The 25,910-nt window shown below is 71.3% G+C and carries 23 protein-coding genes; 15 read left to right on the forward strand and 8 right to left on the reverse strand.

The genetic code is table 11. The annotated features are described in order from the left end of the window. Positions 1–4 precede the first annotated feature (4 nt). From ACFFRH_RS20080 to ACFFRH_RS20090, 3 genes are all read left to right on the forward strand, one after another. The gene (locus ACFFRH_RS20080; protein WP_344748058.1) at positions 5–1,003 is read left to right on the forward strand and encodes a zinc-dependent alcohol dehydrogenase family protein; all 999 of its coding nucleotides are present in this window, start codon (positions 5–7) and stop codon (positions 1,001–1,003) included. Positions 1,004–1,380: 377 nt separating this feature from the next. After that, positions 1,381–2,265, forward strand: a complete 885-nt coding sequence (locus ACFFRH_RS20085) for a chitosanase (protein WP_344748057.1) — start codon at positions 1,381–1,383, stop codon at positions 2,263–2,265. A 215-nt stretch (positions 2,266–2,480) separates the two neighbouring features. Then, positions 2,481–2,825: a hypothetical protein gene (locus ACFFRH_RS20090; protein WP_344748056.1), complete on the forward strand. Its 345-nt coding sequence runs from the start codon at positions 2,481–2,483 to the stop codon at positions 2,823–2,825. A gap of 77 nt (positions 2,826–2,902) precedes the next feature. Here ACFFRH_RS20090 and ACFFRH_RS20095 read toward each other — a convergent pair whose 3' ends face one another. Together ACFFRH_RS20095 and ACFFRH_RS20100 are read right to left on the reverse strand one after the other, a co-directional pair. After that, positions 2,903–3,586, reverse strand: coding sequence for a DNA alkylation repair protein (locus tag ACFFRH_RS20095; protein WP_344748055.1), 684 nt, complete (start codon positions 3,584–3,586; stop codon positions 2,903–2,905). An 82-nt stretch (positions 3,587–3,668) separates the two neighbouring features. Further along, a complete protein-coding gene (locus ACFFRH_RS20100; protein WP_344748054.1) occupies positions 3,669–4,358 on the reverse strand; it encodes a TetR/AcrR family transcriptional regulator in 690 nt (229 codons plus the stop codon). 407 nt (positions 4,359–4,765) lie between these two features. Here ACFFRH_RS20100 and ACFFRH_RS20105 point away from each other — a divergent pair, with 407 nt between their 5' ends. The 5 genes from ACFFRH_RS20105 (at position 4,766) to ACFFRH_RS20125 (ending at position 10,453) form a co-directional block, all read left to right on the forward strand. Further along, positions 4,766–6,289, forward strand: a complete 1,524-nt coding sequence (locus tag ACFFRH_RS20105) for a glycoside hydrolase family 3 protein (protein ID WP_344748053.1) — start codon at positions 4,766–4,768, stop codon at positions 6,287–6,289. Positions 6,290–6,463: 174 nt separating this feature from the next. Further along, on the forward strand, positions 6,464–7,165 hold the full coding sequence (locus tag ACFFRH_RS20110; RefSeq protein ID WP_344748052.1) for a pentapeptide repeat-containing protein: 702 nt from the start codon (positions 6,464–6,466) through the stop codon (positions 7,163–7,165). Positions 7,166–7,316: 151 nt separating this feature from the next. Continuing rightward, on the forward strand, positions 7,317–8,258 hold the full coding sequence (locus ACFFRH_RS20115; protein WP_344748051.1) for an SDR family oxidoreductase: 942 nt from the start codon (positions 7,317–7,319) through the stop codon (positions 8,256–8,258). A gap of 172 nt (positions 8,259–8,430) precedes the next feature. Beyond that, positions 8,431–9,450: a nitronate monooxygenase gene (locus tag ACFFRH_RS20120; RefSeq protein ID WP_386158526.1), complete on the forward strand. Its 1,020-nt coding sequence runs from the start codon at positions 8,431–8,433 to the stop codon at positions 9,448–9,450. 169 nt (positions 9,451–9,619) lie between these two features. Further along, a complete protein-coding gene (locus ACFFRH_RS20125; RefSeq protein WP_344748048.1) occupies positions 9,620–10,453 on the forward strand; it encodes an ATP-grasp domain-containing protein in 834 nt (277 codons plus the stop codon). Between the two features lie 80 nt (positions 10,454–10,533). On the opposite strand, the gene ACFFRH_RS20130 is transcribed toward ACFFRH_RS20125, so the two are convergent. Continuing rightward, positions 10,534–13,065, reverse strand: coding sequence for a M14 family zinc carboxypeptidase (locus ACFFRH_RS20130; RefSeq protein WP_344748046.1), 2,532 nt, complete (start codon positions 13,063–13,065; stop codon positions 10,534–10,536). Between the two features lie 355 nt (positions 13,066–13,420). After that, on the reverse strand, positions 13,421–14,182 hold the full coding sequence (locus ACFFRH_RS20135) for an SDR family oxidoreductase (RefSeq protein WP_344748045.1): 762 nt from the start codon (positions 14,180–14,182) through the stop codon (positions 13,421–13,423). 240 nt (positions 14,183–14,422) lie between these two features. On the opposite strand from ACFFRH_RS20135, the gene ACFFRH_RS20140 reads away from it, so the two are divergent. The 5 genes from ACFFRH_RS20140 (at position 14,423) to ACFFRH_RS20160 (ending at position 20,376) form a co-directional block, all read left to right on the forward strand. Beyond that, positions 14,423–16,237 carry an ABC transporter substrate-binding protein gene (locus ACFFRH_RS20140; RefSeq protein WP_344748044.1) on the forward strand — a complete coding sequence of 605 codons (1,815 nt, stop codon included), beginning with the start codon at positions 14,423–14,425 and terminating at the stop codon, positions 16,235–16,237. Between the two features lie 6 nt (positions 16,238–16,243). Beyond that, positions 16,244–17,323, forward strand: coding sequence for an ABC transporter permease (locus ACFFRH_RS20145; protein WP_386158533.1), 1,080 nt, complete (start codon positions 16,244–16,246; stop codon positions 17,321–17,323). Beyond that, the gene (locus tag ACFFRH_RS20150) at positions 17,320–18,237 is read left to right on the forward strand and encodes an ABC transporter permease (protein WP_344748042.1); all 918 of its coding nucleotides are present in this window, start codon (positions 17,320–17,322) and stop codon (positions 18,235–18,237) included. The genes ACFFRH_RS20145 and ACFFRH_RS20150 overlap by 4 nt, the downstream gene beginning before the upstream one ends. Positions 18,238–18,376: 139 nt before the next feature. Then, the gene (locus ACFFRH_RS20155) at positions 18,377–19,384 is read left to right on the forward strand and encodes an ABC transporter ATP-binding protein (protein ID WP_344748041.1); all 1,008 of its coding nucleotides are present in this window, start codon (positions 18,377–18,379) and stop codon (positions 19,382–19,384) included. Beyond that, a complete protein-coding gene (locus ACFFRH_RS20160; RefSeq protein ID WP_344748040.1) occupies positions 19,381–20,376 on the forward strand; it encodes an ABC transporter ATP-binding protein in 996 nt (331 codons plus the stop codon). Before ACFFRH_RS20155 ends, ACFFRH_RS20160 begins: the two co-directional genes overlap by 4 nt. Before the next feature lie 106 nt (positions 20,377–20,482). On the opposite strand, the gene ACFFRH_RS20165 is transcribed toward ACFFRH_RS20160, so the two are convergent. Next, positions 20,483–21,781: a DUF2252 domain-containing protein gene (locus ACFFRH_RS20165; protein ID WP_386158537.1), complete on the reverse strand. Its 1,299-nt coding sequence runs from the start codon at positions 21,779–21,781 to the stop codon at positions 20,483–20,485. Between the two features lie 378 nt (positions 21,782–22,159). Between ACFFRH_RS20165 and ACFFRH_RS20170 the strand changes: the two genes are divergently transcribed. Beyond that, positions 22,160–22,903, forward strand: coding sequence for an SDR family oxidoreductase (locus tag ACFFRH_RS20170; protein WP_386158539.1), 744 nt, complete (start codon positions 22,160–22,162; stop codon positions 22,901–22,903). A gap of 272 nt (positions 22,904–23,175) precedes the next feature. On the opposite strand, the gene ACFFRH_RS20175 is transcribed toward ACFFRH_RS20170, so the two are convergent. From ACFFRH_RS20175 to ACFFRH_RS20185, 3 genes are read right to left on the reverse strand one after another with little or no spacing between them, the layout of a single operon-like run. Continuing rightward, on the reverse strand, positions 23,176–24,213 hold the full coding sequence (locus ACFFRH_RS20175; protein ID WP_386158542.1) for a 1-aminocyclopropane-1-carboxylate deaminase: 1,038 nt from the start codon (positions 24,211–24,213) through the stop codon (positions 23,176–23,178). A 2-nt stretch (positions 24,214–24,215) separates the two neighbouring features. Next, positions 24,216–24,341 carry a hypothetical protein gene (locus tag ACFFRH_RS20180; RefSeq protein WP_386158545.1) on the reverse strand — a complete coding sequence of 42 codons (126 nt, stop codon included), beginning with the start codon at positions 24,339–24,341 and terminating at the stop codon, positions 24,216–24,218. Between the two features lie 2 nt (positions 24,342–24,343). After that, positions 24,344–24,994 carry a GntR family transcriptional regulator gene (locus ACFFRH_RS20185; protein WP_386158549.1) on the reverse strand — a complete coding sequence of 217 codons (651 nt, stop codon included), beginning with the start codon at positions 24,992–24,994 and terminating at the stop codon, positions 24,344–24,346. Positions 24,995–25,121: 127 nt separating this feature from the next. On the opposite strand from ACFFRH_RS20185, the gene ACFFRH_RS20190 reads away from it, so the two are divergent. Further along, positions 25,122–25,865, forward strand: a complete 744-nt coding sequence (locus ACFFRH_RS20190; RefSeq protein WP_386158552.1) for an alpha/beta hydrolase — start codon at positions 25,122–25,124, stop codon at positions 25,863–25,865. Positions 25,866–25,910: the final 45 nt, after the last annotated feature.

Raw genomic sequence — 25,910 nt, forward strand, 5'->3', positions numbered from 1 at the left:
TGGCATGGCGAGAACCGTGCGGTTCCACGAGATCGGCGGGCCCGAGGTGATGCGGCTGGAGGACCTGGAGACGGGCGAGCCGGGACCGGGCGAGGTGCGCATCCGGGTCGAGGCGATCGGGGTGAACAGGGCGGAGGCGCTGTTCCGGAGCGGCGAGTACATCGAGCCGGTGAAGCGGCTCCCCGCCAGGCTCGGCGCCGAGGCGGCCGGGGTGGTCGAGGCGGTCGGGCCGGGGGTGAGCGGGTTCGCGAAGGGGCAGCCGGTCAGCAGCGTGCCGGCGTTCTCGCAGAACGACTACGGCGTCTACGCCGAGCGGGCGATCGTGCCCGCCGCCGCGCTCCTGCGCCGGCCCGACGGGGTGGACGCGGTGTCCGGTGCCGCCGTGTGGATGCCCTACCTCACCGCGTACGGCGCGCTGGTGGAGGTGGGCGGAATGCGGGCGGGCGACGTGGTGGCGCTGAACGCCGCCTCCAGCGGCGTCGGCCTGGCCGCGATCCACACGGCGAACCGGGTGGGGGCGACGCCGATCGCCGTCACCCGCACCCGCGCCAAGAGGGAACGGCTGCTCGAGGAGGGCGCGGCCGAGGTGATCGTCTCCGACGAGGAGGACGTGCCGGTCAGGTTGCTGGCCCTGACCGGTGGCCGGGGGGCCGAGTACGCCTTCGACGCCGTCGCCGGGCCGGGCGTGACCGACCTGGCGCGGGCGGTGGCCCCGGGCGGCACGCTCCTCCTGTACGGGGCGCTGAGCGGGCGGCCGACGCCGTATCCGGGATTCGACCTGGGCATGCCCGCCCTCAACGTGCGCACCTACACGGTGCTGGAGACCACGCGAGACCCCGGGAGGCTCCGCCGGGCCGAGGCGTTCGTGGTCTCGGGCCTGCGGGCCGGAGTCTTCCGCGCGGTGGTGGATCGCCTGTTCCCGCTGGAGGACGTCGTGGGGGCGCACCGGCACATGGAGTCCGGCGCCCGGTTCGGCAAGATCGTGGTCACCGTGACCGGCTGACACCGGCGCGGAACACCGATCACCCTCGTGGCGTGTGGAGCCCTCGGCGCCTGGTGATCGCCTGCTCGCGCGCCGGCCCATGGCCGCGGGGCGTCACGCGTGGTCGCCGGCCGTCTCCGATCGGGATCGCTTGAGCCTTTCCTAAGGCCGCCTTCAGGTTCGATCGGCGTGAAGGGGTTGACGGGCGGGGAGTGGTGAGGGGTAGGTTCGTTAGGAAAGTTTCCTAACGAGAGGGGAAGGTTCCCCGTAGCCGGGATCACTCCTCACTCCGTCCCCGGTTGTCTGGTTTATTGCTATTTGTCGCCCGAAGGGCTCGCACGGAACCCCCTCCGGAAAGCCTCCGGGCATTCCCCCGTCCCCTTCCCCTGGAGAGACACGTGTCCTTCTCGCCGAACCCCCGCTCCGGCCGCCGTACCCCGCGACTCCTGCTGGCCTCGGCCGCGGTCGCCGTCCCGGTCCTGATCGCCCCCGCCGGTGCCGGGCACGCCGCCACGCTCTCTCCCGCCCCGGGGTCCGCGGTGGCGCCGGCCGGGCTGTACCAGTCCTCCGCGGCGGTCGACCTCACCGACCCGCGCAAGAAGGACATCGCCATGCAGCTGGTGTCCAGCGCGGAGAACTCCTCGCTGAACTGGAAGGCGCAGTACAAGTACATCGAGGACATCGACGACGGCCGCGGCTACACCGCCGGGATCATCGGCTTCTGCTCCGGCACCGGGGACATGCTCGACCTCGTCGAGCGCTACACCCAGCTCAAGCCGGGGAACGTGCTCGCCAAGTATCTTCCCGCCCTGCGCAAGGTCGACGGCACCGACTCCCACAAGGGCCTCGATCCGAACTACACCAAGGACTGGGCCACCGCGGCCAAGGACACGGTCTTCCAGCAGGCCCAGAACGAGGAGCGCGACCGGGTCTACTTCAACCCCGCGGTCAGCCAGGCCAAGAAGGACGGCCTGCGCGCCCTCGGGCAGTTCGCCTACTACGACGCCATCGTCATGCACGGCGGGGGCACCGACCCCCAGAGCTTCGGCGCGATCCGCAAGAACGCCCTGAAGAAGGCGAAGCCCCCGGCGCAGGGCGGCGACGAGACGAAGTACCTGCACGCCTTCCTCGACGCCCGCAAGGTCGCGATGAAGGCCGAGGAGGCCCACGAGGACACCAGCCGCGTCGACACCGCCCAGCGGGTCTTCCTCAACAACGGCAACCTCGACCTCGACACCCCGCTGTCCTGGAAGGTCTACGGGGACCCCTTCAAGATCAGCTGATTCCCCCGGCCCCGGCGGGGGCCCACCCCGCCGGGGCCCTCTCCGGGACACCCCCGATCGGCGTCGTTGACGTTCTCGAATAACGAGAGTTGTCGTCAGCCATATGAGAGCTTCGGCTCCCGAGCTCATGCCCATCTTCCGGTCACGACTTCAGGTGCGACTTCTGGCCCGCCTGTTCCTGGCCGCCGACATCGGCGCGAAGCCACCTCGAATCGGTGGAGCTGATCCGCGACACCGATCCCGACGGCGCCTGCACCCTCCGCTACGACGCCGCGAGGAAGGCTTCCGCCGCCCTCTTGCAGGCCCAAGGACCGCGTGCCACGTCAGCCGGTGGCCACATCGCCCTCAGGGAGGCCGTCGCCGCTCAGTTCGGGCAGACCAGGGAGGGCGCGTCTTTTCGCCGGCTGGACTACATGCGGCGCAGAGGGAACGTCCTCGAATACTCCGGCCGGCCCAGCGAGGCGGTCACCGGTGACGAGCTCGACGAGGCGACCACGTGGACCGCCGACATCATCGACTTCTGCGAGCGTCTCGTGTCGAGCCTCGACCTCTTCCCGTAGAAGCCGCTCCGCGAACAGTGGTCACCGGAATCGTCGTTCGCCGCAGGATGTGAGCGGATGAGGCGCGGGTCTCCGGGTTATCGGGCCGGGAGGTTCTTCAGGGCCTCGCGGCGGCTCAGGCCGCTGATGCGGGTGTGGTCGACGTAGCGGACGACCTCGCCGGGGTTCGTCTTGGCGTACTCGCGCAGGGCCCAGCCGATCGCCTTGCGGGCGAAGAAGTCGTTGTCGGACAGGCTCGGCTCGATGCAGGCGTACAGCAGGCCGGTGTCGGTGGCGGACTTGAAGCGGTTCTGGCTGAGGATGGCCGTGCGGCGCTTCCACAGGTCGGTGCCGCGGGCCCAGCGGAGCATGAGGGGGCGCATGGTGTCGGGGAAGGCCGCGAGCAGGCCGCCGACGCGGTGGACGGCGAGCTCGTCGACGTAGTCCCACCAGGCTCCGGTGACGATCATCTCCTCGTACGCCGGCAGCGCGTCGAGCGTCTGGAAGGCGCGATAGAGGCGGAAGCCGGTCAGCTCGATCGCCGCGTAGCGCTCCTCGCGGTATTCGGCCCCGCGCCACAGGGTCAGCGTCGCCTCCCGCCACGCGGACGCCGTGTCGACGGGATAGTCGGCGAAGACCCGCTTCAGCGCGGCGCGGCGGGGCGCGGCCTGCACGCCGAGGAACGGCATCGACGACTTCATGTAGGCCTGCATGACCGGGGCCTTGGCGGGGTCGGCCACGTCGGTGAGCGCCGTTCGCACGGCCTTCTGCAGTATCTCCATGCTCGCCCACCACTTCCCGTTCGCTTCGCGGACGCTTGATTCTCACAGGCCGAGCCGCTCGCCGCGCCGGGTTCCGCGGGCGTCATGCTTTCTGGCTACTCCGCTCACCGGTCGCCAGGCCGTCGAACAGGACGGTGATGTAGTGCTCGGCGAGGCCGGTGGTGTCGAGACGGCCCCCGGGGCGGAACCAGCGCACCGCCACCCAGATGGTGTCGCGGATCATGCGGTAGGTGAGCTTGGGGTCGACGTCGGCGCGGAACAGGCCGTCGGCCTGGCCGAGCTTGATCTGCTCGACCCACATGCGCTCGACCTCGTCCTCGGCCTTGACCAGGTAGTCGAAGCGGTCGCCGGGCAGTGACCTCAGGTAGTTCCAGTCGTTCTGCATGACGGTGATCGCCGCGCGGTGCGGCTCCAGCGTGCTGAACCCGATGCGCACCATCTCTGAGAGGATCGTGCGGGGGTCGCCGTTCTGGTCGAGGGCGGTGCGGTAGCGGCCGACGAGGTCGTCGAGGAAGGTGGTGAGCACCTCGTCGACGATCGTCTCCTTGGAGTCGAAGTGGTGGTAGAGGCTTCCCGAGAGGATGCCCGCCTCCTCCGCGATCTCCCGGACGGTGGTCGCCTGGAAGCCCTTGCGGGCGAAGAGCTCGGCGGCGAGTTTGACGAGATGGTCGCGGCGCTCCGAGGCGGGGCCGGATGTGGCCGCGCGCCTCGTCCCGCCCTGGCGCCTGACCGGGGTCGTGGTCGTGCCGCCGGAGTTCTTTCGCGTGTTCACGCCCCCATTATGAGCCCTTGCGCAATCGCTTGTTCACCGGAACGCGCCAGCTCATTCCCGCTCCCGGCTCTGACCAAACGCTTGCTTTATGCACCACGGGGCGGACGGCGGAGGGGACGGTCGCGTCGTCGGCGGATCCGTCTTTCCGTGCGGGTGGCGGCGAGTTCCGCCGTACGCGGACGACTCTCGTTCTCGGCCCCTATCAGCCGACCTCGGACTCGTCCATCGTCTCGATCCGCAAAATCCTGCGTCGAAGGCCTATGGTCAGCCCACTAGCAATTAGGAAACTTTCCTATTAGATTTGCGCAAAGCCGCTGTGGGAGCGCTTTCCCCAGGGGTCCGGTACAACGTGGTGTCTGCGCGTCTTCGGCAGGAACGCCGACCGGCCGTCAGGCGAGGAGGGGTGAATGAAGCGCGGCCCAGAGCTGCTCCGCCTGGCGGAGACGGTGGTCTTTCCCGGCTTCGAGGGCAAGTCCCCGCCCGACTGGCTCCGACGCCGGCTCGGCGACGGGCTGGCCGGGGTGGTGCTCTTCTCCAGGAACATCGCCACCCCCTCCCAGGTGGCCGATCTCACGGCCGCGCTCCGGGAGGAGAACCCCCAGGTCCTGGTCGGCATCGACGAGGAGTCGGGCGAGGTCACCCGTCTGGAGGCCGCGGGCGGGAGCACCCGGCCGGGCAACTTCGCCCTCGGCGTGGCCGACGACACCGGCCTCACCGAGGAACTCGCCGCCGACCTCGGCCGCGACCTGGCCAGGGCGGGCGTCAACCTCAACTTCGCCCCCTCGGCCGACGTGAACTCCAACCCCGACAACCCGGTCATCGGCCTGCGCTCCTTCGGCGCCGACCCCGATCTCGTCGCCCGGCACACCGCCGCCTGGATCCGGGGGATGCAGTCGGCGGGGGTGGCCGCCTGCGCCAAGCACTTCCCCGGCCACGGCGACACCTCGGTCGACTCCCACCACGGCGTGCCGCTCGTCGCCGCCCCCGCCGACACGCTGCGCGACGTGGCGCTGCGGCCCTTTCGCGCGGCCGTCGAGCAGGGGGTGCGCACGGTCATGACCGGTCACCTGCTCGTCTCCGCCCTGGACCCCGCGATGCCCGCCACCCTCAGCCGCCCGGTCCTGCACGACCTGCTCAGGGTCGAGCTGGGCTTCGAGGGCGTCATCGTCACCGACGGCATCGAGATGGCCGCCGTCTCCGGCCCGTACGGCATCGGCGGGGCCTCTGTCCTCGCCGTCGCCGCGGGGGCCGACGCGATCTGCGTGGGCGGTGAGCACGCGGGGGAGGAGACCGCGATCGGGATCCGCGACGCGATCGTGGACGCCGTGATCGAGGGCAGGCTCTCCGAGGAACGGCTCGCCGACGCCTCCCGTCGCGTCTGCGAGCTCGCCCTCTGGACCACGACCGCCCGCCGGGGCGCGCTCTCGGGCTCCGGCGCCTCCGGCAGTCCCGGTACCCCGTCTATCGGCCTGGCCGCCGCCCGGCGGGCGTTGCGGGTCACCCGCCGCTCCGCGGCCGCGGTGTTCCCGCTGCCCGCCCCGCCGCACGTCGTCGAGCTCGCGCCCGAGATGAACCTCGCCATCGAGAAGGACACCCCGTGGGGCGTCGGCGAGCCGCTCGGCAAGCTCCTCCCCGGCACCACGGTCACCCGGCTGGCCGCCTCCACGGCCACCGGGGGCGCCATCGAGGCCGTGCTCGCCGCGGCGGCCGAGCGTCCCCTGGTCGTCGTCGTCCGCGACGCGCACCGCCACCCCTGGCAGGCCGACGCGCTCCGGCACCTGCTGGCCGCCCGCGCGGACGCCGTCGTGGTCGAGATGGGACTGCCCGGCCGCTCCGACCTCGGCGCGGTCCACATCGCCACCCACGGGGCCGCCCGCGTCTGCGGCCAGGCCGCCGCCGAGCTCCTCGCCGGGGACACGGGCACCGCCTGACCGGGAGCGCCCCGCCCGGAGTACGGCGGTCTCCCGGAGTACGGCGGTCTTCCGGAGTACGGCGGTCTCCCGGCGTGCGTCGAGTTCCGGGAGGACAGCGGTCTTCCGAAGCGCGGCGGTTCTCCGGAGTACGGCGGCCCGGATTCTGTCGGGGCGAGCTGCTTGAATCGCGGGATGGATGCGGCACAGTTGCTGGCGGACCAGCGCGAGATCCACGGGGTCGATCTGGCGGGGCTCTCGCTCGGTGATCATTTGACCGATGACGGCCCCTACGTGTTCAGGGAGTGCGATCTCACCGGCGCGGACCTCGCCGGGGCGTCGCTGGTGGAGGCCTCGTTCGAGAAGTGCGTGCTGGAGAGGGCCGACTTCCGTCGTGCGGACCTCGACGGGGCGCGTTTCTCCGGTGGCGGGGGAGCGGGGCTCCGGTTCGCGAACGCCGAGCTCGTCGACGCGACCTTCACCGACGTCGACCTGTCGGGTGCCCGCTTCGAGCTGGCCCTGCTCACCGACGTCACCTTCACCGGCTGCCGCATGATCGGCGCGGTGCTCTCCGCCTGCCGGGGCACCGGCTACCGGTTCGACGGCTCCAACCTGGCGCTGGCCGACCTCACCGGCTGCTCGCTCCGGGGTCTCCACCTGCGGGGCGTCCGCTTCGACGACGCCAACCTGTCGGGCTGCGACTTCACCAAGACCGTTTTCGAAGACTGCCGCATGATCGGCACCCGGATCGTCGAGACGGTCTTCACCAAGGCGGACCTGCGCGGTGCCGACCTCGGCGAGGTCGACGACACCCGGCTCCGGTCGCTGCGCGGAGCGGTCATCAGTCCCACCCAGGCCGCCCTGATCCTCGCCGGCCGCGGCCTCACCGTGAACTGACGCCTCGACGTCCGGTACGCCTTCGACGGCCCGGCTTCGTGGAGCCGGGCTTTGTGGGGCCGACTTCGTGAGGGTGGCGAAGGATCGCATCTAGACATGAAAGGTGAACAACCGGGAAACTCTGCCTGATCGCGACGAAAGGGGCCCTGGCATGGGCGGGATCTGTGACGGGCGGGTGGCGATCGTGACCGGCGCCGGGCGCGGCATCGGCAGGGAGCACGCCCTGGAGTTCGCCAGACAGGGAGCGAGGGTCGTGGTCAACGACCTCGGCACCGGCCGCGAGGGCGAAGGGCGCTCCGCGGGCCCCGCCCTGGAGGTGGTCGAGGAGATCCGCGACCTGGGCGGCCGGGCCGTGGCCAACAGCGACGACGTCACCGAGTGGGGTGGCGCGGCCCGCCTGGTCAAGACGGCGCTGAGCGCCTTCGGGCGGCTGGACATCCTCGTCAACAACGCCGGGTTCGTCCGCGACAGGATGCTGGTCTCGATGACCGAGCAGGAGTGGGACGACGTGATCAGAGTTCACCTCAAGGGCCACTTCCTGCCGCTGCGGCACGCGGCCGCCCACTGGCGGGAGCGGTCGGAGGCGGGCGACTCCGTGGACGCCCGGGTGATCAACACCTCCTCCGGGGCGGGGCTGTTCGGCGGCGTCGGCCAGGGCAACCACTCCGCGGCCACGGCGGGCGTCGTGGCACTCGGCCAGGTCGCCGCGGCGGAGCTCGGCCACTACGGCGTCACGGTGAACACGATCGTCCCGGCCGCCCGCACCCGGATGACCGGTGAGGCGCTCACCGCGACGACCGGACCGGCGGACGGCTTCGACGCCGAGGCCGGGCCCGAGGGGGGTTTCGACGTCGCGCACCCGGCCAACATCGCGCCGCTGGTGGCCTGGCTCGGCTCGGCCGGGTCCCGGCACGTCACCGGCCGGGTCTTCGAGGTCGAAGGCGGCTCCATCTCCCTCGCCGACGGCTGGCGGCACGGTCCCCGCGCCGACCGGGGCGCCCGCTGGGACCCCGCCGACATCGGCGACGCCGTCGCCAAGCTCCTCGTCGACACCCCCGATCCCGAACCGGTCCGCGGGGCTCCGAGCTCCTGACAGGGCATCACCGAACGCCTGACCTGGAGCGAGGTGACGCCGGGCGGAGGCATAGGCTTCCAGAGGTTGAGGGAGATCTGAGGAGATATCGCCCGTGGTGTGGCCGTCCGGTCCCGTTCGTCGTCGCGGCGCCGATGATCAGGCCGCGAGGGCGCTGGGGGAGGAGAAGCCGATGTCCGATCCGGTGTCGTGGTCGTGGCCGTTCAGGCTGCCGGTCGTGCAGGCTCCCATGGCCGGCGGGGCGTCCACGCCCCAGCTGGCCGCGGCCGTGTCCGAAGCCGGTGGTCTGGGCTTTCTCGCGGCCGGTTACAAGACGGCCGAGCAGATGCGCCAGGAGATCGAGCGGACGCGCGAGCTCACGTCCCGCCCGTTCGGGGTGAACGTGTTCATGCCCACGGCCGACGACGTCGACCAGGCCGAGATCGACGCCTACGCGAAGGTCATCGAGGGGGAGGCGCGGCGGCTGAGCGTCACGCTGGGAGTCCCGCGCGGGGGCGACGACGATTTCCCGGCCAAGGTCGCGGACCTGCTGGCGGATCCGCCCTCGGTGGTGAGTTTCACGTTCGGCTGTCCGGAGGACGAGCTGATCCGGGCGTTCCGCGACCGGGGGACCACCGTGATGGTCACGGTGACCTCGGAGACCGAGGCGCGGCTGGCCTCGGCGGCCGACGTGCTGTGCGTCCAGGGGGAGGAGGCCGGGGGCCACCGCGGGTCCTTCACCAACGCGGACGCCGAGGCGATGAGCCTGGAGCGCCTGCTGTCCCGGGTGCGGGAGGCGTCACGGCTTCCCCTGATCGCGGCCGGTGGTGTCGCCTCGGCCGCCGACGTCTCCCGGGTCCTGTCCGCGGGAGCGGTCGCGGCCGCCGCGGGCACCGCCTTCCTGCTCTGCCCCGAGAGCGGCACCAGTGAGGTCCACCGTGCGGCGCTGACCGATCCCCGCTTCACCCGTACCGCCGTCACCAGGGCCTTCACCGGGCGTCCGGCGCGCGGCCTGGTCAACCGATTCATGACGGAGTACTCCGGCCGGGCCCCCGCGGCCTACCCGCAGCTCCACCACCTGACCGCGCCACTACGACGCGCCGCCGCGGCGGGCGGGGACGCCGAGACACTGCACCTGTGGGCCGGGACCTCCTGGAACCGGGCACGGAACACACCGGCGGCGAGTGTCATCGCGGACCTGTCCGCGATCTGACAACGGTCTCCGAAGTCTCCGGTTCACCCGTTGGACGCTTGGCCGGCCCCTGGAGCGCGCGGTCCGCACCTGTACAGCATGGAGATATGCGATATCCCATTCATAACCCGGCATACGCCTCTCGGTAAGGTGCCTTCTATTGATTTGGTGCTGACGCAGGAGGTTTTCCGTGGGTGTTTCCGTGGCGTACGTGACCTTTGCCGACCCCGAGGGGGGCGACGACGAGAAGGAGGTCGTCGTCGCGGCGTGGGCCGAGGAGGGGATCGCCGGGCGGATCGTGCGGTGGGACGACCCCGAGGTCGACTGGGCCGCGTTCGACGCCGTCGTGGTCCGTACGCCCTGGGACTACGTGGAGCGGCGGGCGGAGTTCCTCGCGTGGGCCCACCGGACGGAGTCGGTCACGCGGGTGCTCAATCCGGCGGCCGTGCTGGAGCGCAACACCGACAAGACCTACCTGCGGGAGCTGGACGTGCCGTCCATCCCGACCTACTGGGTCGGGCCGGGGGAGGCAGTGGACTTTCCCGTCCTGGACGAGTACGTGGTCAAGCCCTCGATCTCGGCGGGGGCCCGCGACACGATCAGGACCGGGGATCGCGAGGAGGCCGAGGCCCACGCGGCCCGGCTGGCCGCCGGAGGGCGGACCGCGATGATCCAGCCGTACCTGGACATGGTCGAGACCGAGGGGGAGACCTCGCTGCTGTACTTCGGCGGCCGGTTCAGTCACGCCGTCCGGCGCAACGCGATGCTGGTGGAGAGCGCCACCAGGCCGGGACAGGGGAACGACCACGGGGAGGTCCGCGTCCCCGAGCCCGACCAGTTCGCCCTGGCCGAGCGGGTGCTCGGTGAGTTCCCCGAGGTGCTCTACGCCCGGGTGGACCTGGTCCGCCTCGCCGACGGAAGCCCGGCTCTCATCGAGATCGAGCTCACCGAGCCGTACCTGTTCCTGCGGTACGCGCCCGGGGCCGCCGCCAACCTGGCCCGTGCCCTGGCCGAGGCGCTCTGAGCCGTCTCCTGCGAAGCCCTGTGAAACGCGACGGCGCGCGTCCCGGGGAAGGAGACGCGCGCCGTTGCTGAAAAAGGGTGTTACTGCGGCATCACCACCGCGAGCGGGGAGACCCCGGCGGTGCGCAGGGCACCGGGGAGCTTCCGGGCCCAGGGGTGTTCGTGCAGGTCGAGCTCCTCGGGGTTGGCGACCGTGAACCGGACGGCTCCGCCGGTGGCGGGCTGCTCGGTCCAGGTGGCGCCGAAGCCCTTCAGCGCCGCGACGACCTTGTCGCGGTCGGACGCGGGCACCGTGACGCGGATCGGCGACCCGCGGTCCGGGATGGCCGCGGCGGTCCGCGAGGCCTCGGGAGCGGAGGGGAGCGCCCGCGCGTTCGCGGAGGCGGACGGCAGGTCGGCGGTGATCGCGTTGGACACGATCTTCGCCGTGCCGTCGGTGAAGGCGCGGAAGTTCGGCTCGGCGGCGAACAGCACCGCGTGACCCTTGCCCACCGGCTCGTCGACCACGGCCGCCGTACCGCCGAGTTCCTCGGCGCCCAGCGCGAAACCGGACTGGTACCAGTCGGGCGAGTTCGCGGCCGGGTAGGAGGACACCACGTGCGCGGGGTTGGCGGCGCGCATGACCAGGTCGTACGCGTAGAACTGCATGACGCTCGACCCGACGTTCCCGCTCAGCGGGCCGGGGGCCACGGTGGTCCTGAAGAGCGTGCCGGGGACGTCCGAGGTCGGCTCGGTCAGCGTCACGCCGGAGAGACCGGCCAGGACGGCGAGCCGGGTGCCGCCCGCCCAGCCGACGTAGCGCCCGCCGCCGCCGACCCAGTCGCGCAGCGCCGCGCGCCCGGCGTCGCCGAGGGCGGTGTTCGCCGCGTTGGCCGAGCCGTCGGGTACGAGCACCACGTCCAGCCCGGTCAGCCTGCCCGCCGCCACGTCGGCCGGGGTGAGCACCGTGTAGGGCAGCTTCCAGTCGCGGTCGAGGCGGTGCCGGAGCCAGCCGGAGGACTCGGCGGCGTTCTGCGCCGTGCCGCCGGACAGCTGCAGGACCCCGATCTTGCGGGAGGTGGTCACCTTGGTGGACGGGGCGCCCACCGGCTGGACCGGCGTCGCGAGGGGCAGCAGCACCTGGCCGGAGGACCCGCCGGAGACGTTGCCGAGCAGCGGCAGACTCCACGCGGTCACGTCGTAGAAGTAGGGGAACGGCGTGTAGGTGTCCTCGTTCAGCATGCCCTGGATCCAGTGCTTCTGGCCCTGGGCCATCGGGATCCAGTAGGTGCCCTTGGGCAGGGTGGTCCTCGCCTCGGGCTTGCCGTACGCCTTGAAGTCCTTGACCGTGAGCGGCAGGGCCAGCTTGAACACCTGGACGTCCATGCGCTGGAGGCGCCGTACGATCAGCTCGGTCTCGGCCTTCTTGGCCGGGTCGTCGGCGCGCAGGAAGTAGTGGCGCACCTTGCGGTCGGGGACCTGGGTGATGACCTCGTTGCCCGGGTTGTAGACCTGGTTCGGCTCCAGCTTGCCGTCGAGGCCCTGCTTGAGCGCTTCGGCGTACATGCGGTGCCAGGTGGTGAGGATCTCGGTCTTCTTGGCCGCGGCGGCCGACAGCGAGACCCACTGGGTGAGCCACTGCTCGAAGGCCCGGGTGGCGATCGGGGAGGCGTTCCCCTTCTCGTACGTCATGCCCGCCGCGTTGAACCCGACCGTCGGGACCGTGTCGCCGTAGCCCATGTAGAACATGTCGTAGACGTCGCGGTTGAAGAACGGGATCCCGCGCCCGGTGAACTCGTCGATCATCGCGGCGCCGTAGGTGTTGTTGATCCAGTCGATCGTCGGCTCGGCGATGTCGTGGTAGAACGGGTCGGCGTTCGGCGGGAAGAAGAACTCGGTGCCGCCCATCTCGTGGGCGTCGATGAAGAGCTGCGGCGGATACTTGCGCATCAGCTCGATCTTGCCGTCGGTCTCCGGCTGGGTCCGCGCGAACCAGTCGCGGTTCATGTCGAACGAGTAGGCGTTGCGCCGGGTGTCGGCCTCACGTCCGTCGGGGTTCTGCGTCGGCAGGATCACCACGACGGCGTTGTCGAGAATGCGCTTGGCCGCGCAGTCGTCCCGTCCGGCCAGGTCGTGCAGGGTCCTCAGCGCCGCGTCGGTGCCGCTCTCCTCGCCGCCGTGCACGTTTCCGGCGATCCACAGGATCGCGGGCGTGTTCCTGGCGAGGACCTTCGCCGCGGAGGCGGGGGTGAGGGGGTTGCGCAGCAGCTTGATCGAGGCCTCGATCGCGCGCAGGTTCCTGATGTTGTGCGAGGTGCCGACGATCGCGTACTTCAGCGGGCGTCCCTCGGCGGTCGTGGCCAGGGTGCCGGAGACGACCCGGTCGCTGGCCTTGTCGATCGCGGTGAGCAGGGTGTCCGACTCGGCCGAGGTGACCTCTCGCTCACCGAGCTCGAAGCCGAGGACGCTCTTCGGTGTCGGCACCTTGCCGTTGTACGCGGGAGGAGTCCGGGTGGCGTCACAGGTGGTCACGGGGGGTGCGGCCGGGGTGGGATCCGCCTGGGCGGCTCCGGCGGGGAGGGCGATGGCGACGGCCAGTACGGCCGGCGCCATCACCTTGAAACGCTTCAGCATGAAGCAAAGCTGTCATCTGAAAGAAATGACGGCAAGGGGTAAAATTTTACGCTTGTGTTACGGATAGTGCTTTTGGGGTTTTTGGGGTTAAAGGTGCTGGTAGTCGGCTCTTGAGGGAAGAGTCCGCTTTTGGCGGCGAGTCTTCAGGGGCGTCGGCGGGCCTCCGCCTCCGGGGTTGCGGGGGCGTCCTCTTGTTGTCGTGGGAGGTGAAGGCCGACGCGAGGCTTGTGTTGCGGGATACGGGACTGCGGGCCGGCGCGGGCTTGCGGGCCTGTGCGGTCTGCGGTGGATTCGTGTGGCGTGCGCAGGGCCTGGGCGGGGCCTGCGCGGGGCCTGCGCGGGGCTTGCGCGGGGCTTACGCGTGGCCGGAGATGCCGCCGTCGACCGGGATCACGGCTCCGGTGAGATAGGCGCCGGCGCGTGAGGACAGGTAGATCGCGGCGCCCGCCATGTCCTCGGGGCTGCCGATCCTGCCCATCGGGACGTGGGAGGCGACCGCCGCGCGCATCTCCGGGTCGTCGAGCGCGAAGGCCATCATCTTCGACTCGAACGGCCCCGGGGCGATCGCGTTGACCGTGATCGACTCCCTGGCGAGCCGCTGGGACAGGTGCCGGGTGAGCATGTGCACGGCCGCCTTCGCCGCCGAGTAGGCGTAGTTCTCCATCGTCGGCACCCGGAGGCCGTCCACCGAGCCGATGTTGATCACTCTGGCCGGGTCCTCGGGGCTCGCGGCGGCGCGCAGCAACGGCAGGAACCGCTGGGTCAGGTAGAACACGCCCTTGACGTTGATGCCCCAGAGCTTGTCGAAGGCCTGCTCGGGGTACTCCTCCAGTGGCGCGCCCCAGGTCGCCCCGGCGTTGTTCACCAGCACGTCGAGCCGTGACTCGCGCTCCGCGACGGCCTCGAACAGCGCGGACACCCCGTCCTCCGTGGACAGGTCGGCGGGGATCGCGGTGCACCCCAGCTCGGCGGCCGTCTTGCCAACCTCGGCCGCCTTCCGCGAGGAGATGTAAACCGTGGCTCCCGCGTCGACGAACCCGGCCGCGATCATCCGGCCGATTCCCCGGGAACCGCCCGTGACGACGACGGTCTTACCTTCCACCGAGAACAGAGTCATGTTCTGTAGCATGCCGCACCCCCGGCGACCTCGTCCATACCAACCGGTCGGTTCTGCGTGTCAGGCATCCCATTTACGGCTTTAAATCCCTTTCGTGTCGTTTCGTGTCGGAGGATCTGAAAAATAATGTCGCTAAATAAAACGAGAGTGAAACAATTTTCCAGCGCTCGTTGACACGCGCCGTTTATATGGTGTGCCTTCGTTGTCAGGGAGTCACCGATCCGAAGGTGGGGTTACGGCATGCTCAGAATGGGTGCGCGCCTGGCGGTGCTGGGCCTGGGACTGTCGATGGCACTGTCGGTGACGGCGCTCCCCATGGCACACGCGTCACCTCCACAGAAGAAGATCGTCCGGCTCGGCGCGACGCAGAGCATGGACTCGATGAACCCGTTCCTGGCGGTCCGGCTGATCTCGACGTCGATCCACCGCTGGATGTACGGCTACCTCACGGTGCCCGACCCGAAGACCCTGAAGCCGAGCCCCGACCTCGCCGAATCGTGGAAGACGGCGCCGGACAAGCTGACCTGGACCTTCACGATCCGGTCCGGCGCCACCTGGTCGGACGGCAGGCCGGTCACCGCGGGGGACGCCGCGTGGACCTTCAACAAGATCATGACGGACGACGCGGCCAAGACGGCGAACGGCCCCGCCGTCGAGAACTTCGACACCGTGACGGCGCCCGACGACCGGACCCTCGTCATCAAGACGAAGAAGCCGCAGGCCTCGATGCTGGAGCTGCCGGTCCCGATCGTGCCCAAGCACGTGTGGGAGCGCGTCCCCGACATCGGCACCTTCGAGAACGAGACCTACCCCGCCGTCGGCAGCGGGCCCTACATCGCCGTCGAGCACAGCAAGAACAACTACGTGAAGCTGCGGGCCAACCCGTCGTACTGGCGCGGCGCTCCCGGCATCGACGAGCTGCACGTCATCTTCTACGAGAACCCCGAGGCGGCCAACGCCGGGCTGAAGAAGGGCGACATCGACTGGATCGGGCGGCTGGCACCCCCGCAGTTCGAGGCACTCGCGGGTGACCCGAACCTCGTGCGGTGGAACACCCAGGGCCGTCGCGCCGGCTACCTGCAGCTCAACCCGGGCGCCGCGACGGCGAGCGGCGAGCCGATCGGCGACGGGCACCCCGCGCTGAAGGACGTCAGGGTGCGCAGGGCGATCCACCACGCGATCGACAAGAAGACCCTCGTCGCGCAGGTGCAGAACGGGCTCGCCGTCCCGGCCGACGGCTCGATCATCCCGCCGATGTACCGGGAGTTCTTCTGGAGGGCCGAGGGCGACAAGGCCGTCGCCTTCGATCCGGCCGAGGCCAACCGCATCCTCGACGAGGCCGGATACGCCAAGGGCTCCGACGGGATCAGGACCATGCCCGGCGGGGGCCGCAAGCTGGAGATGCGCTTCAGCATCCACACCGAGGACCCCGTCGAGGACAAGCTCGCCCAGTTCCTCACCGGCTGGCTCAGGGACATCGGCATCCAGATCACCACCCGCAGGCTCGACTCCAACAAGTTCACCGAGGAGACGGGCGGCACCGCGCTCTACGACATCGCGATCAGCGGCTGGTCGGTCAACCCGGACCCGGAGGAGATCCTCGCCACCCACCTGTGCAGCCGCAGGCCCACCGCGAGCGGCGAGGGCGGCGGCACCGAGTCGTTCTTCTGCGACGACGAGTTCGAGAGGCTCTACCAGGAGCAGCTGGCCGAACTCGACAGGCCCGCGCGCGTCGAACTGATCAAGCGGATGCAGGAGCGGCTCTACACCGAGGCCCCCGTCATCGCGCTCTACTACCCCAACAACCTGGAGAGCTACCGCAAGGACCGGATCGCCTCCATCACCCCGATCCCGGAGGACAAGGGCATCCTGTACGGCGGGAGCGGCTACTGGCCGGTCTACTCCCTGCGGGCGGTGGAGCGCGAGGCCCCGGCCGAGGACGACTCCACGGGTGTCGTCTGGGCCGTGGTGGCGGTGGCCGCCGTCGTGCTCGCCGGAGCCGGGGTCCTCCTCCTCACCAGGCGGCGCCGCGCCACCGCCGACGACCGCGAGTAGCGGCCGATGAGCACACCGCCGGGCGAGCTGACAAAGGCCACACTGGAGGACGGATACGGGGAGGGCGGGCGCGAGAGGGACGGGCGCGGGGAGGGCGGTGCCTGGCGGAGCGTGGCGCGCTACGCGCTGGTCAAGCTCGGCGGGGCGCTGCTCGGCATCGGGCTGGTGATCGTCGCGACGTTCTTCCTGTTCCGCCTGATCCCCGGTGACCCCACCATCGCCTACACCCGCGACGTGCCGGTCACCCCGGAGCAGCTCGCCCTGCTCAGGCGGCAGATGGGCCTGGACAGGCCGCTGGGCGAACAGTTCCTGGACTTCGTCCTGCGAACCCTGCGGCTGGACCTCGGCACCTCGTACGAGTACCGCAGGCCGGTCGCCGAGCTCATCGGCGACCGGGTGGGCCCCACGCTGCTGCTGGTGGGCACCGGGCTCGCCGTCGCGGTCGGCCTGGGCATGTGGCAGGGCACCAGGGCCGCCTGGCGGCACGGCGGCCGGTTCGACCGCTTCTCCACGGGGACCGCGCTGACCCTGTGGTCGGTGCCGACCTTCTGGCTGGGACTGCTGCTGCTCATGGTCCTCGCCGCGGGGATGGGGCCGATACCCGGCCTGTTCCCCACCCGGGGCATGGAGGACGTCGACGCTCCCGACGGGCCGCTCTACCTCCTGCACGTCGCCCACCACCTGGTGCTGCCGTGCCTCACCCTGGTCGCCGTCGTCTACGCGCAGTACCTGCTGGTCATGCGCTCCTCGCTGCTCGACGAGATCGGCCAGGACTACGTGACCACCGCCCGCGCCAAGGGCCTGCGCGACGACGACGTCCGGCGCCGCCACGCGGTGCCGAACGCGCTGCTGCCGACGGTGACCCTGGTCTTCATGCAGATCGGCTTCGTGGTCGGCGGCGCCGTCTCGGTGGAGTTCGTCTACTCCTGGCCCGGCCTCGGCCTGCTGTTCGTCGAGGCGATCAGGGGACCCGACTACGCGGTCATGCAGGGGACCTTCATGCTCGTCTGCGTCGCGGTGATCGTCATGAACACGCTGGCCGACGTGGTCTACCACGTCCTGGATCCGAGGGTGAGGTCGGCGTGAGCCCGAACGCGGAAGGCGGTGGCGCCGGGACGTCGCGCGCGATCGCCAGGACGCGCCGCCGGGCCGCGCTCGCGCGGTTCCTGCGCGCGTACGGCGGGAACAGGGCCGGGCTGTGCGGCGCGGCGATCCTGCTGGTCGCCGTCCTGGCGGCCCTCGTCACGCCGCTGGTCACCGACCCCTCCGGGATGGACGTGACCCGGGCGACGGGAGCCAGGATGGCCCCGCCGAGCGCGGACTTCCCGCTCGGCACCGACGAGTCCGGCCGCTCGGTCCTGCTCATGCTCCTGTGGGGCGCTCGGGTCTCGCTGCTCATCGGGTTCATGTCGGCGCTGCTCAGCATGATGATCGGCACGGGCGTCGGCATCGCGGCCGGGCACTTCCGCGGCTGGGCCTCGGCCGTGCTGATGCGCGTCACCGACTGGTTCCTGGTGCTGCCCGCCCTGGTCCTGGCCCTGGTCCTCGCGGCGGTCCTCGGCGGCGGCGCCTCCACGATCATCCTGGCGATCGGGGTGACCTCCTGGGCCTCCACGGCGAGGCTGATCCGGGCCCAGACGCTGGCGGTCGAGGCCAGGCCCTACATCGAGAGGTCCAGGGCGCTGGGCGCGGGGCACTGGCACGTCATGACCCGGCACGTGCTGCCGAACGTCGCCCCGCTGGTCCTGGCCAACACCACCCTCACGGTGGCCGGCGCCATCGTCACCGAGTCCACCCTCGCCTTCCTGGGCGCCGGCTCCGGCCAGGTGTCGTGGGGCGGCATGCTGCGCGGCTCCTACGACTGGGGCGCGGCCACCTCGGGCGCCTGGTGGTACGTGCTGCCGCCCGGCCTGTGCATCATCCTGGTCGTCCTGGCGTTCACCCTCTGCGGACGCGCCCTGGAGACCGTACTCAACCCACGCCTTCGGGGGGCCTCGTGACCGTACTCGATCCACGTCCGCCGGTCGTACGCGGACCGCGCCTTCAGGGGCCCGTGACCGATCCACGTCCGCCGGTCGTACGCGGCTCGCGTCTTCGGGGGCCCGTGACCGTGGCCGGTCCACGTCCGGGAGGGGGCTCGTGACCCTGCTCGAACTGCGCGACGTGGCGGTGACCTACCGGAGCGCGGCCGGGGACGTCCCCGCCGTGCGGGGCGTCTCGCTCGCCCTGGCGGAGGGCGAGGCGCTCGGCGTGGCGGGGGAGTCGGGGTCGGGCAAGTCGACGCTGGCCATGTCGCTGCTGCGGCTGCTACCCAGGGACACGCTGGTGTCCGGGGAGATCCTGCTGGACGGTGAGGACGTTCTCACGATGAGCTGGGGACGGCTGCGCGCGGTCCGGTGGGCGTCGGCCTCCCTGGTCTTCCAGGGCGCCCAGCACGCCCTGAACCCGGTGCGCAGGATCGGCGACCAGATCGCCGAGCCGTTGCGGGTGCACGGCATGGCGACCGGCGCGGCGGCGCGGCGCAGGACGGCGGAGCTGCTCGAACAGGTCGGCCTGCCCGCCTGGCGGGCGCGCGGCTACCCGCACGAGCTGTCCGGCGGGCAGCGCCAGCGCGTGATGATCGCCATGGCGCTCGCCTGCTCCCCGCGCCTGATCGTCGCCGACGAGCCGACCACCGCGCTGGACGTGATGATCCAGGCCCAGGTGCTCTCGCTGATCCGCTCGCTCATCGCCGAGCACGGGATCGGCCTCATCATGATCTCTCACGACCTGTCGGTCCTGGCCGCGACGTGCGACCGGCTCGCGGTCATGTACGCGGGCCGCGTGGTCGAGTCCGGTCCCTCACGCGAGGTCTTCCGGGACGCCAGGCACCCCTACGGCAGGGCGCTGGCCGGGGCCTTTCCCGCCGTCGGCGACCCCGCCTCCAGGATGGCGCCCAAGGGGCTGGGCGGCGACCCGCCCGACCCGGCCCACCTGCCCACGGGGTGCTCCTTCCACCCCCGCTGCCCGGTGTCGCTCGTCTCGTGCGCGTCGGAGCCGGTCGAGCTCTGGCCGGTGGACCGTACCGAGGCCCCTACCGAGGCGGGGCGTGCCGAGGGGCACACCGCCGCGTGTGTCCACGTCCGCGTCGACCGGGAGGCCCGATGACCCTGCTCGAAGCGCGGGACCTGCGGGTGGAGTTCGTCTCGCGCGGGCGCCGCGCCCGCGCGGTGGACGGGGTGAACCTCGTCGTGGGCGAGGGGGAGATCGTCGCGCTGGTCGGCGAGTCCGGCTGCGGCAAGACGACGCTGGCCCGCACCCTGCTCGGCCTGGAGCGGCCCGCCTCGGGGTCGGTCCTGTACGGCGGGGTCCCGCTCGCCTACTCCTCACGCGCGCTGCGGGCCCACCGGCGCGAGGTGCAGCTCGTCCTCCAGGACCCCACGGGGTCGCTCAACCCCCGGCACACCGTCTACGAGGCGGTGGCCGAGGGGCCGCGCATCCACCGCCTGCCCGCCGAGGGGGACCGGGTCGCGTCGGCGCTGTCGCGCGCCGGGCTGCGCCCCCCCGAGCGGTTCCTCAACCGCTACCCGCACGAGCTGTCCGGCGGCCAGCGCCAGCGCGTCGTCATCGCCGGGGCCCTCGCGCTCGACCCCAGGGTGCTGGTCGCCGACGAGCCGGTGGCCTCGCTGGACGCGTCGGTGCGCGGCGAGATCCTCGCGCTGCTGCTCCGCCTCCGCGACGAGCTGGGCCTGTCGGCGCTGGTCGTCACCCACGACCTCGGGCTGGCCTGGAACATCGCCGACCGCGTCGCGGTGATGTACCTCGGCAGGATCGTCGAGTCGGGCCCCGTGGAGCGGATCCTCACCGAGCCGTCGCACCCGTACACCCAGGCGCTGCTGTCGGTCCTGCCGGAGTCGCCGTCGCCCGTGGTGCTGGGCGGCGAGCCACCGGACCCGACCCGGATCCCGCGGGGCTGCCGCTTCCACCCGCGCTGCCAGGTCCTGGCCTCGGGCGCGGCGGCCGAGACGGGGGTCGACGGGCTGTGCGCGTCACAGACGCTGCCCGTCCTGCCGTCCTCGGCCGCCGCCCAGGTCGCCTGCCACCACGCCGAGGCCCGCGAGGGCAGGGCCAGGAGCGAGACCGAGGCGGAGCGGCGTTGAGGCGTGCCCGGCACCGGGAAGGCGTCTCACGGAGACCGGGAGCCCACCGGGAGCCGGGCGGTCAGGGACCGGGCAGCCAAGGACGGTCCAGCCAAGGGCCGGGCGGTCAGAGGCCGGGGAGGCGGCCGTTCCTGAACAGGTCGACGAAGAGCCCGTGGTCGGCCCTGGCCCGCGCCCCGTAGGAGTGGGCGAAGTCGACGAGGTTACGGGTGAAGCCGTCGGTGTCACCGCCGATCACGGCCACGATCGCGTCCTCGGTGGAGAAGTCGACCAGGTCGTGGCTGGACTCGTCGTCGGCCACCGAGTGCATCCTGGCCACGGCCCGGCCCAGGTCGCGGATGACCGAGGACAGCTCGTCCGGCTCGTTGACGTCGCCCCAGTCAAGGTCGGCGGAGTAGGGGGAGACCTCGGCGACCAGCTGGCCGACGCCGTTCAGCGTGGTGTAGCCGAGCCACGGGTCGGCGTACGCCTGCAGGGCCCGCTGCGACTCGGCGGTGCGGTGACCCTGGTGCTTGAAGTAGCCGTGCACCTTCTCGTCGGTGATGTGCCGCGCCACGGCCGGAACCTGGGCCTGCTTCATGTAGAGGATGACGTCGTTCTCCAGGGCCTGGGTGTGACCCTCGAGGAGCATGTTGTACGAGGGCAGCCCGGCCGAGCCGATCCCGATGCCGGTGCGCAGCGCGAAGTCCTTGATCTTGTGCTCGACCTCGGAGACCGTGGGAAGGGTCGTCAGATAGTCGCGGAAGGCCACCTCCACCGCCTCGCGGGTCTCCTGGTCCACCGGATAGCGGCCGTCCATGACGGCGAACCTGCGGTCGAAGTTCTCGACGGTGGTCTCCAGGTCCAAAAGCGCCACCCGGGTGTTCAGCCGGGCGAGCTGCAGCACCCGGTGGAGCACGCCGCTCGTGGTCTCGAGGGTGAGCGAGCCGATCGCGTCGTCCCCGCCGTCGGAGATGCCGTGCAGCTCGGAGAGGTACGAGTGGGCGAACTCGGTCACCAGATCGGTGATGACGTCGTCCGACAGCGCCTTGGCGTACCCGATGAGCGCGACGCTGGCCGCGAACCGCCGCAGGTCCCAGATGTACGGGCCGACGTAGGCCTCGTCGAAGTCGTTGACGTTGAACACCAGGACGCCGGAGGCGTTCATGTAGGTGCCGAAGTTCTCGGCGTGCAGGTCACCGTGGATCCAGACGCGGCGCGTCTGCTCGTCCAGGAAGGCGTCGTCGGCGAACGCGCCGGTCATGTCCGCGTAGAACAGGCAGGCGCTGCCCCGGTAGAAGGCGAAGGGCGAGGCGGCCATCTTCCGGAACTTGCGCCGGAAGGCGGCGGGGTCGCGCTTCATGGAATCACCGAACTCGGTGATCAGGACGTCGAGAATGTGCGCCGAGCGCCCATCGGTGGTCATGGTGGGCAGATTAGGTCGTGGGACCGAAACTCCGCCACATCCGGAGCATCACGGATCTGGAACGCGCCAATTCCCGGTCCCCGTTCCCGCCGGGATCGTGGGGGCGAGCAGGGCCTGCGGAGAGGGCGGGGAAAGGCGTCGACAACCGCACCCGCCGATCATAGGTTCGACGGTGCGGCCCGAAGCCGCGGGGGACCCAGGGCCTCGAAGGGGCGTTTCATACAGGGCGTCGCAAAAGGGGAGACCTCCCAAAAGGGGGCGCCTCGAAGGGGGTTTTCAAAAGGGGGTCAATGGGCTTGGAAGAGGAGCGCGGGCGTGGGGGGCTCGCGACGGCCCGAAGGACGGTCGAGGACTCACGGGAGAGGCGCGGAGGTCGGCATGGCGGCGCTGGAGGGCAGGACGGCGGTGGTCACCGGGGGGTCGCGGGGCATCGGCCGGGCGATCGTGGAGCGTCTCGCCCGTGACGGTGCGCACGTCGTCTTCAGCTACGCGAAGGCCGCCACGTCCGCGGGCGAGGTGGAGCGGACGGTCAAGGAGGCGGGCGGGAGCGCCCGCGCCGTCCAGGTCAACCTCGGGAAGCGGGGTGCCGCGCAGTGGCTGATGGAGACCGCCGAGGAGCTTCTCGGCGGTCTCGACATCCTGGTCAACAACGCCGCGCTGAGTTTCACCCCGGTCCCCATCGCGGAGACCACCGAGGAACTGTACGACCGCGCCATGGCGGTCAACGCCAAGGCCGCCTTCCTGACCATCCGCTACGCCGCCAGGCACATGCGCGACGGCGGCCGGATCGTCAACATCTCCACTCTCAACACCGTCCGTCCCGCGGCCGGCAACGCCCCCTACGCGGCGAGCAAGGGTGCCCTCGAACAGCTGACGGCCGTCGCCGCCCGCGAGCTCGGCGAGCGGGGCATCACCGTCAACACGGTCTCCCCGGGCGCCACGGACACCGACCTGCTGCGCGGCACCAACCCGGAGGAGCTCCTGGCCCAGATCGCGGCCCTCACCCCGCTCTCCCGCCTCGGCGAGCCCTCGGACATCGCGGACGTCGTGGCCTTCCTGGTGGGCCCCGACGGCCGGTGGCTCACCGGCCAGAACCTCCAGGCCAACGGGGGCCTCAGCTGAGTCGCTCTCCCCGCGATCGGCGGTCTTCCTCCCCGTGACCGGCTCCTCGGCAGGGCGGTCTTCAGCGGGACGGTCTTCGGCAGGGCGGTCTTCAGTGGGACGGTCTTCGGCGGCCACGGCGCGCGGGCGGCCCCGGAGACGTCCGGCCGTGAGCCGTGACCGGCGTCAGGCCGGCCGTCGCGCGTGGATGAACGCGCAAGGGCAGGCCGGCCGCCGCGTGTGGATGAACCCGCAGGGGCAGGCCGGCCGGCGCCTGTGGGTGACACCGAGCGTCAGGTCAGCCGCCGCGTGTGCGTGAACACGCCGCTGTAGGCGTTCAGCGCCGGCTGGCCGCCCAGGTGCGCGTACAGGACGGTGGCGTCGCGGGGGATCTCCCCGCCGGTGACGAGGTCGATCAGACCGGCCATCGACTTGCCCTCGTAGACCGGGTCGATGATCACGCCTTCGAGCTCGCCGGTGAGCCGGATCGCGTCCAGGGTCGACCGCACCGGGATCCCGTACAGGTCGCCGGCCCATCCGGCCAGGACCGTGATCTCGTCGTCCCGCAGGGGACGGCCGACGCCGATGAGCTCGGCCGTCGCCCTCGCTATCCGGGCGACCTGGTCGTGGGTCTCGTCGAGCTTCGCGCTCGCGTCGATCCCGATCACCCGGCGCGGCCGGCCGCCGGCCTCCTCCAGGGCGGCGAATCCGGCGATCATGCCGGCCTGGGTCGAGCCGGTGACCGCGCAGACCACGACGGTGTCGAAGAAGACGCCCAGCTCGCGTTCCTGCTCCGCCACCTCGTAGGCCCAGTTCGCGAACCCGAGCCCGCCGAGCCGGTGGTCGGAGGCGCCCGCCGGGATCGGGTACGGCGTGCCGCCGCGCGCCTTCACGTCCTCGATCGCCCGGTTCCACGAGTCCTTGAAGCCGATGCCGAAGCCGGCCGGGTCGAGCCGGACCTCGGCGCCCATGATCCGGCTCAGCATGATGTTGCCGACCCGGTCGTTGACGGGGTCGGGCCAGTCGACCCAGCTCTCCTGCACCAGCACCGCCTTCAACCCCAGCGACGCGGCGACGGCGGCGACCTGGCGGGTGTGGTTGGACTGGTGCCCGCCGATCGACACCAGCGTGTCCGCGCCCTGTGCGAGCGCGTCCGGGACGATGTACTCGAGCTTGCGGGTCTTGTTGCCGCCGTACGCGAGCCCGGAGTTGCAGTCCTCGCGCTTCGCCCAGATCGACGCCCCGCCGAGGTGCCGGGTGAGCCGCGGCAGCGGGTGGACGGGACTCGGCCCGAAGGTCAGCCGGTGGCGGGGGAAGTCGGACAGGGCCATGCTCACTCCTTGGTGGCGGGGAAGCCGGACATCGGGCAGGGCCACGTTCGCCCCTTGGTGGCGGGGAAGCCGGACATCGGGCAGGGCCACGCTCGCTCCTCGGTGGCGGGGAAGCCGGACGGGGGCACGCTCACTCCTCGGCGGCGGGCAGCGTGCGCCAGGTGTCGAAGGCGACCGCCGCCGCCTGGTCCGCGTCTCCGGCGGCACACAGCCGGATCAGGTTGTCGTGCCGGGCGAGGGACGCGCGTCCGCCCAGCGACGAGAAGCGCAGCCGCTCGGCGCGGCGCAGCACCGGTGTGAACTGGTCGAGGACCGAGGCCAGGGCCCGGTTCGAGGCCACCCGCACGGGGATGCCGTGCAGCTCGTCGTCGGCGCGCAGGGCCGCCTCGACGTCGCCCGCCTCGATCGCCGCGCGGAACCGGTCGTTGGCCTCGCGCATCGCGTCGAGGTCGGTCTCGGTGAGACCGCCCACCGCCTCACGGACGGCGAGCTCGTGCATCGCCGCCACCACGTCGCGGGCCTCACGGATGTCGCGCAGGTTCAGCGAGCTCACCATGGTGGAGCGTCCCGGCTGGGCGACGACCAGCCCGGCCTCCGCGAGCCGCAGCAGCGCCTCGCGGATCGGGGTGCGGCTCACCCCGAGCCAGGTCGCCAGCTCGACGTCGCGTAACTGCTCGCCGGGCGCGAGGCTGCCGTCGACGATGGCGTCGCGCAGGCGCTGGTAGACGTTGTCACGCAGGAGATGCCGGTCGATGGCGGGCGTGTCTCGCGGGATGGGCATGCAATATATTGCACACACCAGGCGGGAAACTTCAACCTGGCCGTGGCGTTGACAGTGTGTGCAATATATTGCATATTTCATTTCGAGAGCGGCAGCCGCCACTCTCCCTACCGAGAGGAAGCCCCTGATGAGCACCACATCCCACGAGCCCGTGGCGGCAGGCACTCCCACCGTCGTCCTGGTCCACGGCGCCTTCGCCGAGTCCGCGAGCTGGAACGGCGTGGTGGCCGACCTCAGGCGCCGTGGCTACCCGGTCGTCGCCGTCGCCAACCCGCTGCGCGGGCTGCGGGAGGACGCCGAATACCTGCGCAGCGTGCTCGACAGCCTGACCGGCCCGGTCGTGATCGCCGGTCACTCGTACGGCGGATCGGTGATGAGCGAGGCCGCCGACGGGGCCGAAGGCGTCGTCGCGCTCGTCTACGTCGCCAGCTTCAACCTGGAGGTCGGCGAGAGCACCGGCGAGCTGGCGGCCAGGTTCCCCGGCGGCGAGCTCGGCTCCGCCCTCTACCCGGTGCCGTACCCGCTGGCAGGCGGGGGGACGGGGACCGACCTGTACATCCGGCAGGACGAGTTCCGTGCGGTGTTCGCCGCCGACGTCGCCCCGGAGACGGCCGAGCTGATGGCGGCCACCCAGCGGCCCATCGAAGCGACCGCGCTGGCGGACAAGGCGACCAGGGCGGCCTGGAAGACCATCCCGTCCTGGACCATGGTCACCACCCAGGACCTGGCCATCCCCGCCGAATCCATGCGCTTCATGGCCAAGAGGGCGGGGTCGACGACCGTCGAGATCGACGCCTCCCACGCCGTCACCGTCTCCCAGCCGGCCGCCGTCGCCGACCTCGTCGACGCCGCCGCCCGCGCCACCACCTGACGCGGCCACCCGGCCGCCGCACGGCTCCTCGCGGGGCGGTTCGCC

It is taken from the genome of Streptosporangium vulgare (genome assembly GCF_042428775.1).
GTDB lineage: Bacteria > Actinomycetota > Actinomycetes > Streptosporangiales > Streptosporangiaceae > Streptosporangium > Streptosporangium vulgare.

Bases quoted from the DNA above. Each gene is read 5' to 3' on its own strand.
- ACFFRH_RS20190 (WP_386158552.1), top strand. From the start codon at position 25,122: ATGAGCACCACATCCCACGAGCCCGTGGCGGCAGGCACTCCCACCGTC.
- ACFFRH_RS20170 (WP_386158539.1), top strand. From the start codon at position 22,160: ATGGCGGCGCTGGAGGGCAGGACGGCGGTGGTCACCGGGGGGTCGCGG.
- ACFFRH_RS20165 (WP_386158537.1), bottom strand. From the start codon at position 21,781: ATGACCACCGATGGGCGCTCGGCGCACATTCTCGACGTCCTGATCACC.
- ACFFRH_RS20135 (WP_344748045.1), bottom strand. From the start codon at position 14,182: ATGACTCTGTTCTCGGTGGAAGGTAAGACCGTCGTCGTCACGGGCGGT.
- ACFFRH_RS20145 (WP_386158533.1), top strand. From the start codon at position 16,244: ATGAGCACACCGCCGGGCGAGCTGACAAAGGCCACACTGGAGGACGGA.
- ACFFRH_RS20080 (WP_344748058.1), top strand. From the start codon at position 5: ATGGCGAGAACCGTGCGGTTCCACGAGATCGGCGGGCCCGAGGTGATG.
- ACFFRH_RS20110 (WP_344748052.1), top strand. From the start codon at position 6,464: ATGGATGCGGCACAGTTGCTGGCGGACCAGCGCGAGATCCACGGGGTC.
- ACFFRH_RS20140 (WP_344748044.1), top strand. From the start codon at position 14,423: ATGCTCAGAATGGGTGCGCGCCTGGCGGTGCTGGGCCTGGGACTGTCG.
- ACFFRH_RS20160 (WP_344748040.1), top strand. From the start codon at position 19,381: ATGACCCTGCTCGAAGCGCGGGACCTGCGGGTGGAGTTCGTCTCGCGC.
- ACFFRH_RS20095 (WP_344748055.1), bottom strand. From the start codon at position 3,586: ATGGAGATACTGCAGAAGGCCGTGCGAACGGCGCTCACCGACGTGGCC.
- ACFFRH_RS20120 (WP_386158526.1), top strand. From the start codon at position 8,431: ATGTCCGATCCGGTGTCGTGGTCGTGGCCGTTCAGGCTGCCGGTCGTG.
- ACFFRH_RS20175 (WP_386158542.1), bottom strand. From the start codon at position 24,213: ATGGCCCTGTCCGACTTCCCCCGCCACCGGCTGACCTTCGGGCCGAGT.
- ACFFRH_RS20130 (WP_344748046.1), bottom strand. From the start codon at position 13,065: ATGCTGAAGCGTTTCAAGGTGATGGCGCCGGCCGTACTGGCCGTCGCC.
- ACFFRH_RS20105 (WP_344748053.1), top strand. From the start codon at position 4,766: ATGAAGCGCGGCCCAGAGCTGCTCCGCCTGGCGGAGACGGTGGTCTTT.
- ACFFRH_RS20115 (WP_344748051.1), top strand. From the start codon at position 7,317: ATGGGCGGGATCTGTGACGGGCGGGTGGCGATCGTGACCGGCGCCGGG.
- ACFFRH_RS20185 (WP_386158549.1), bottom strand. From the start codon at position 24,994: ATGCCCATCCCGCGAGACACGCCCGCCATCGACCGGCATCTCCTGCGT.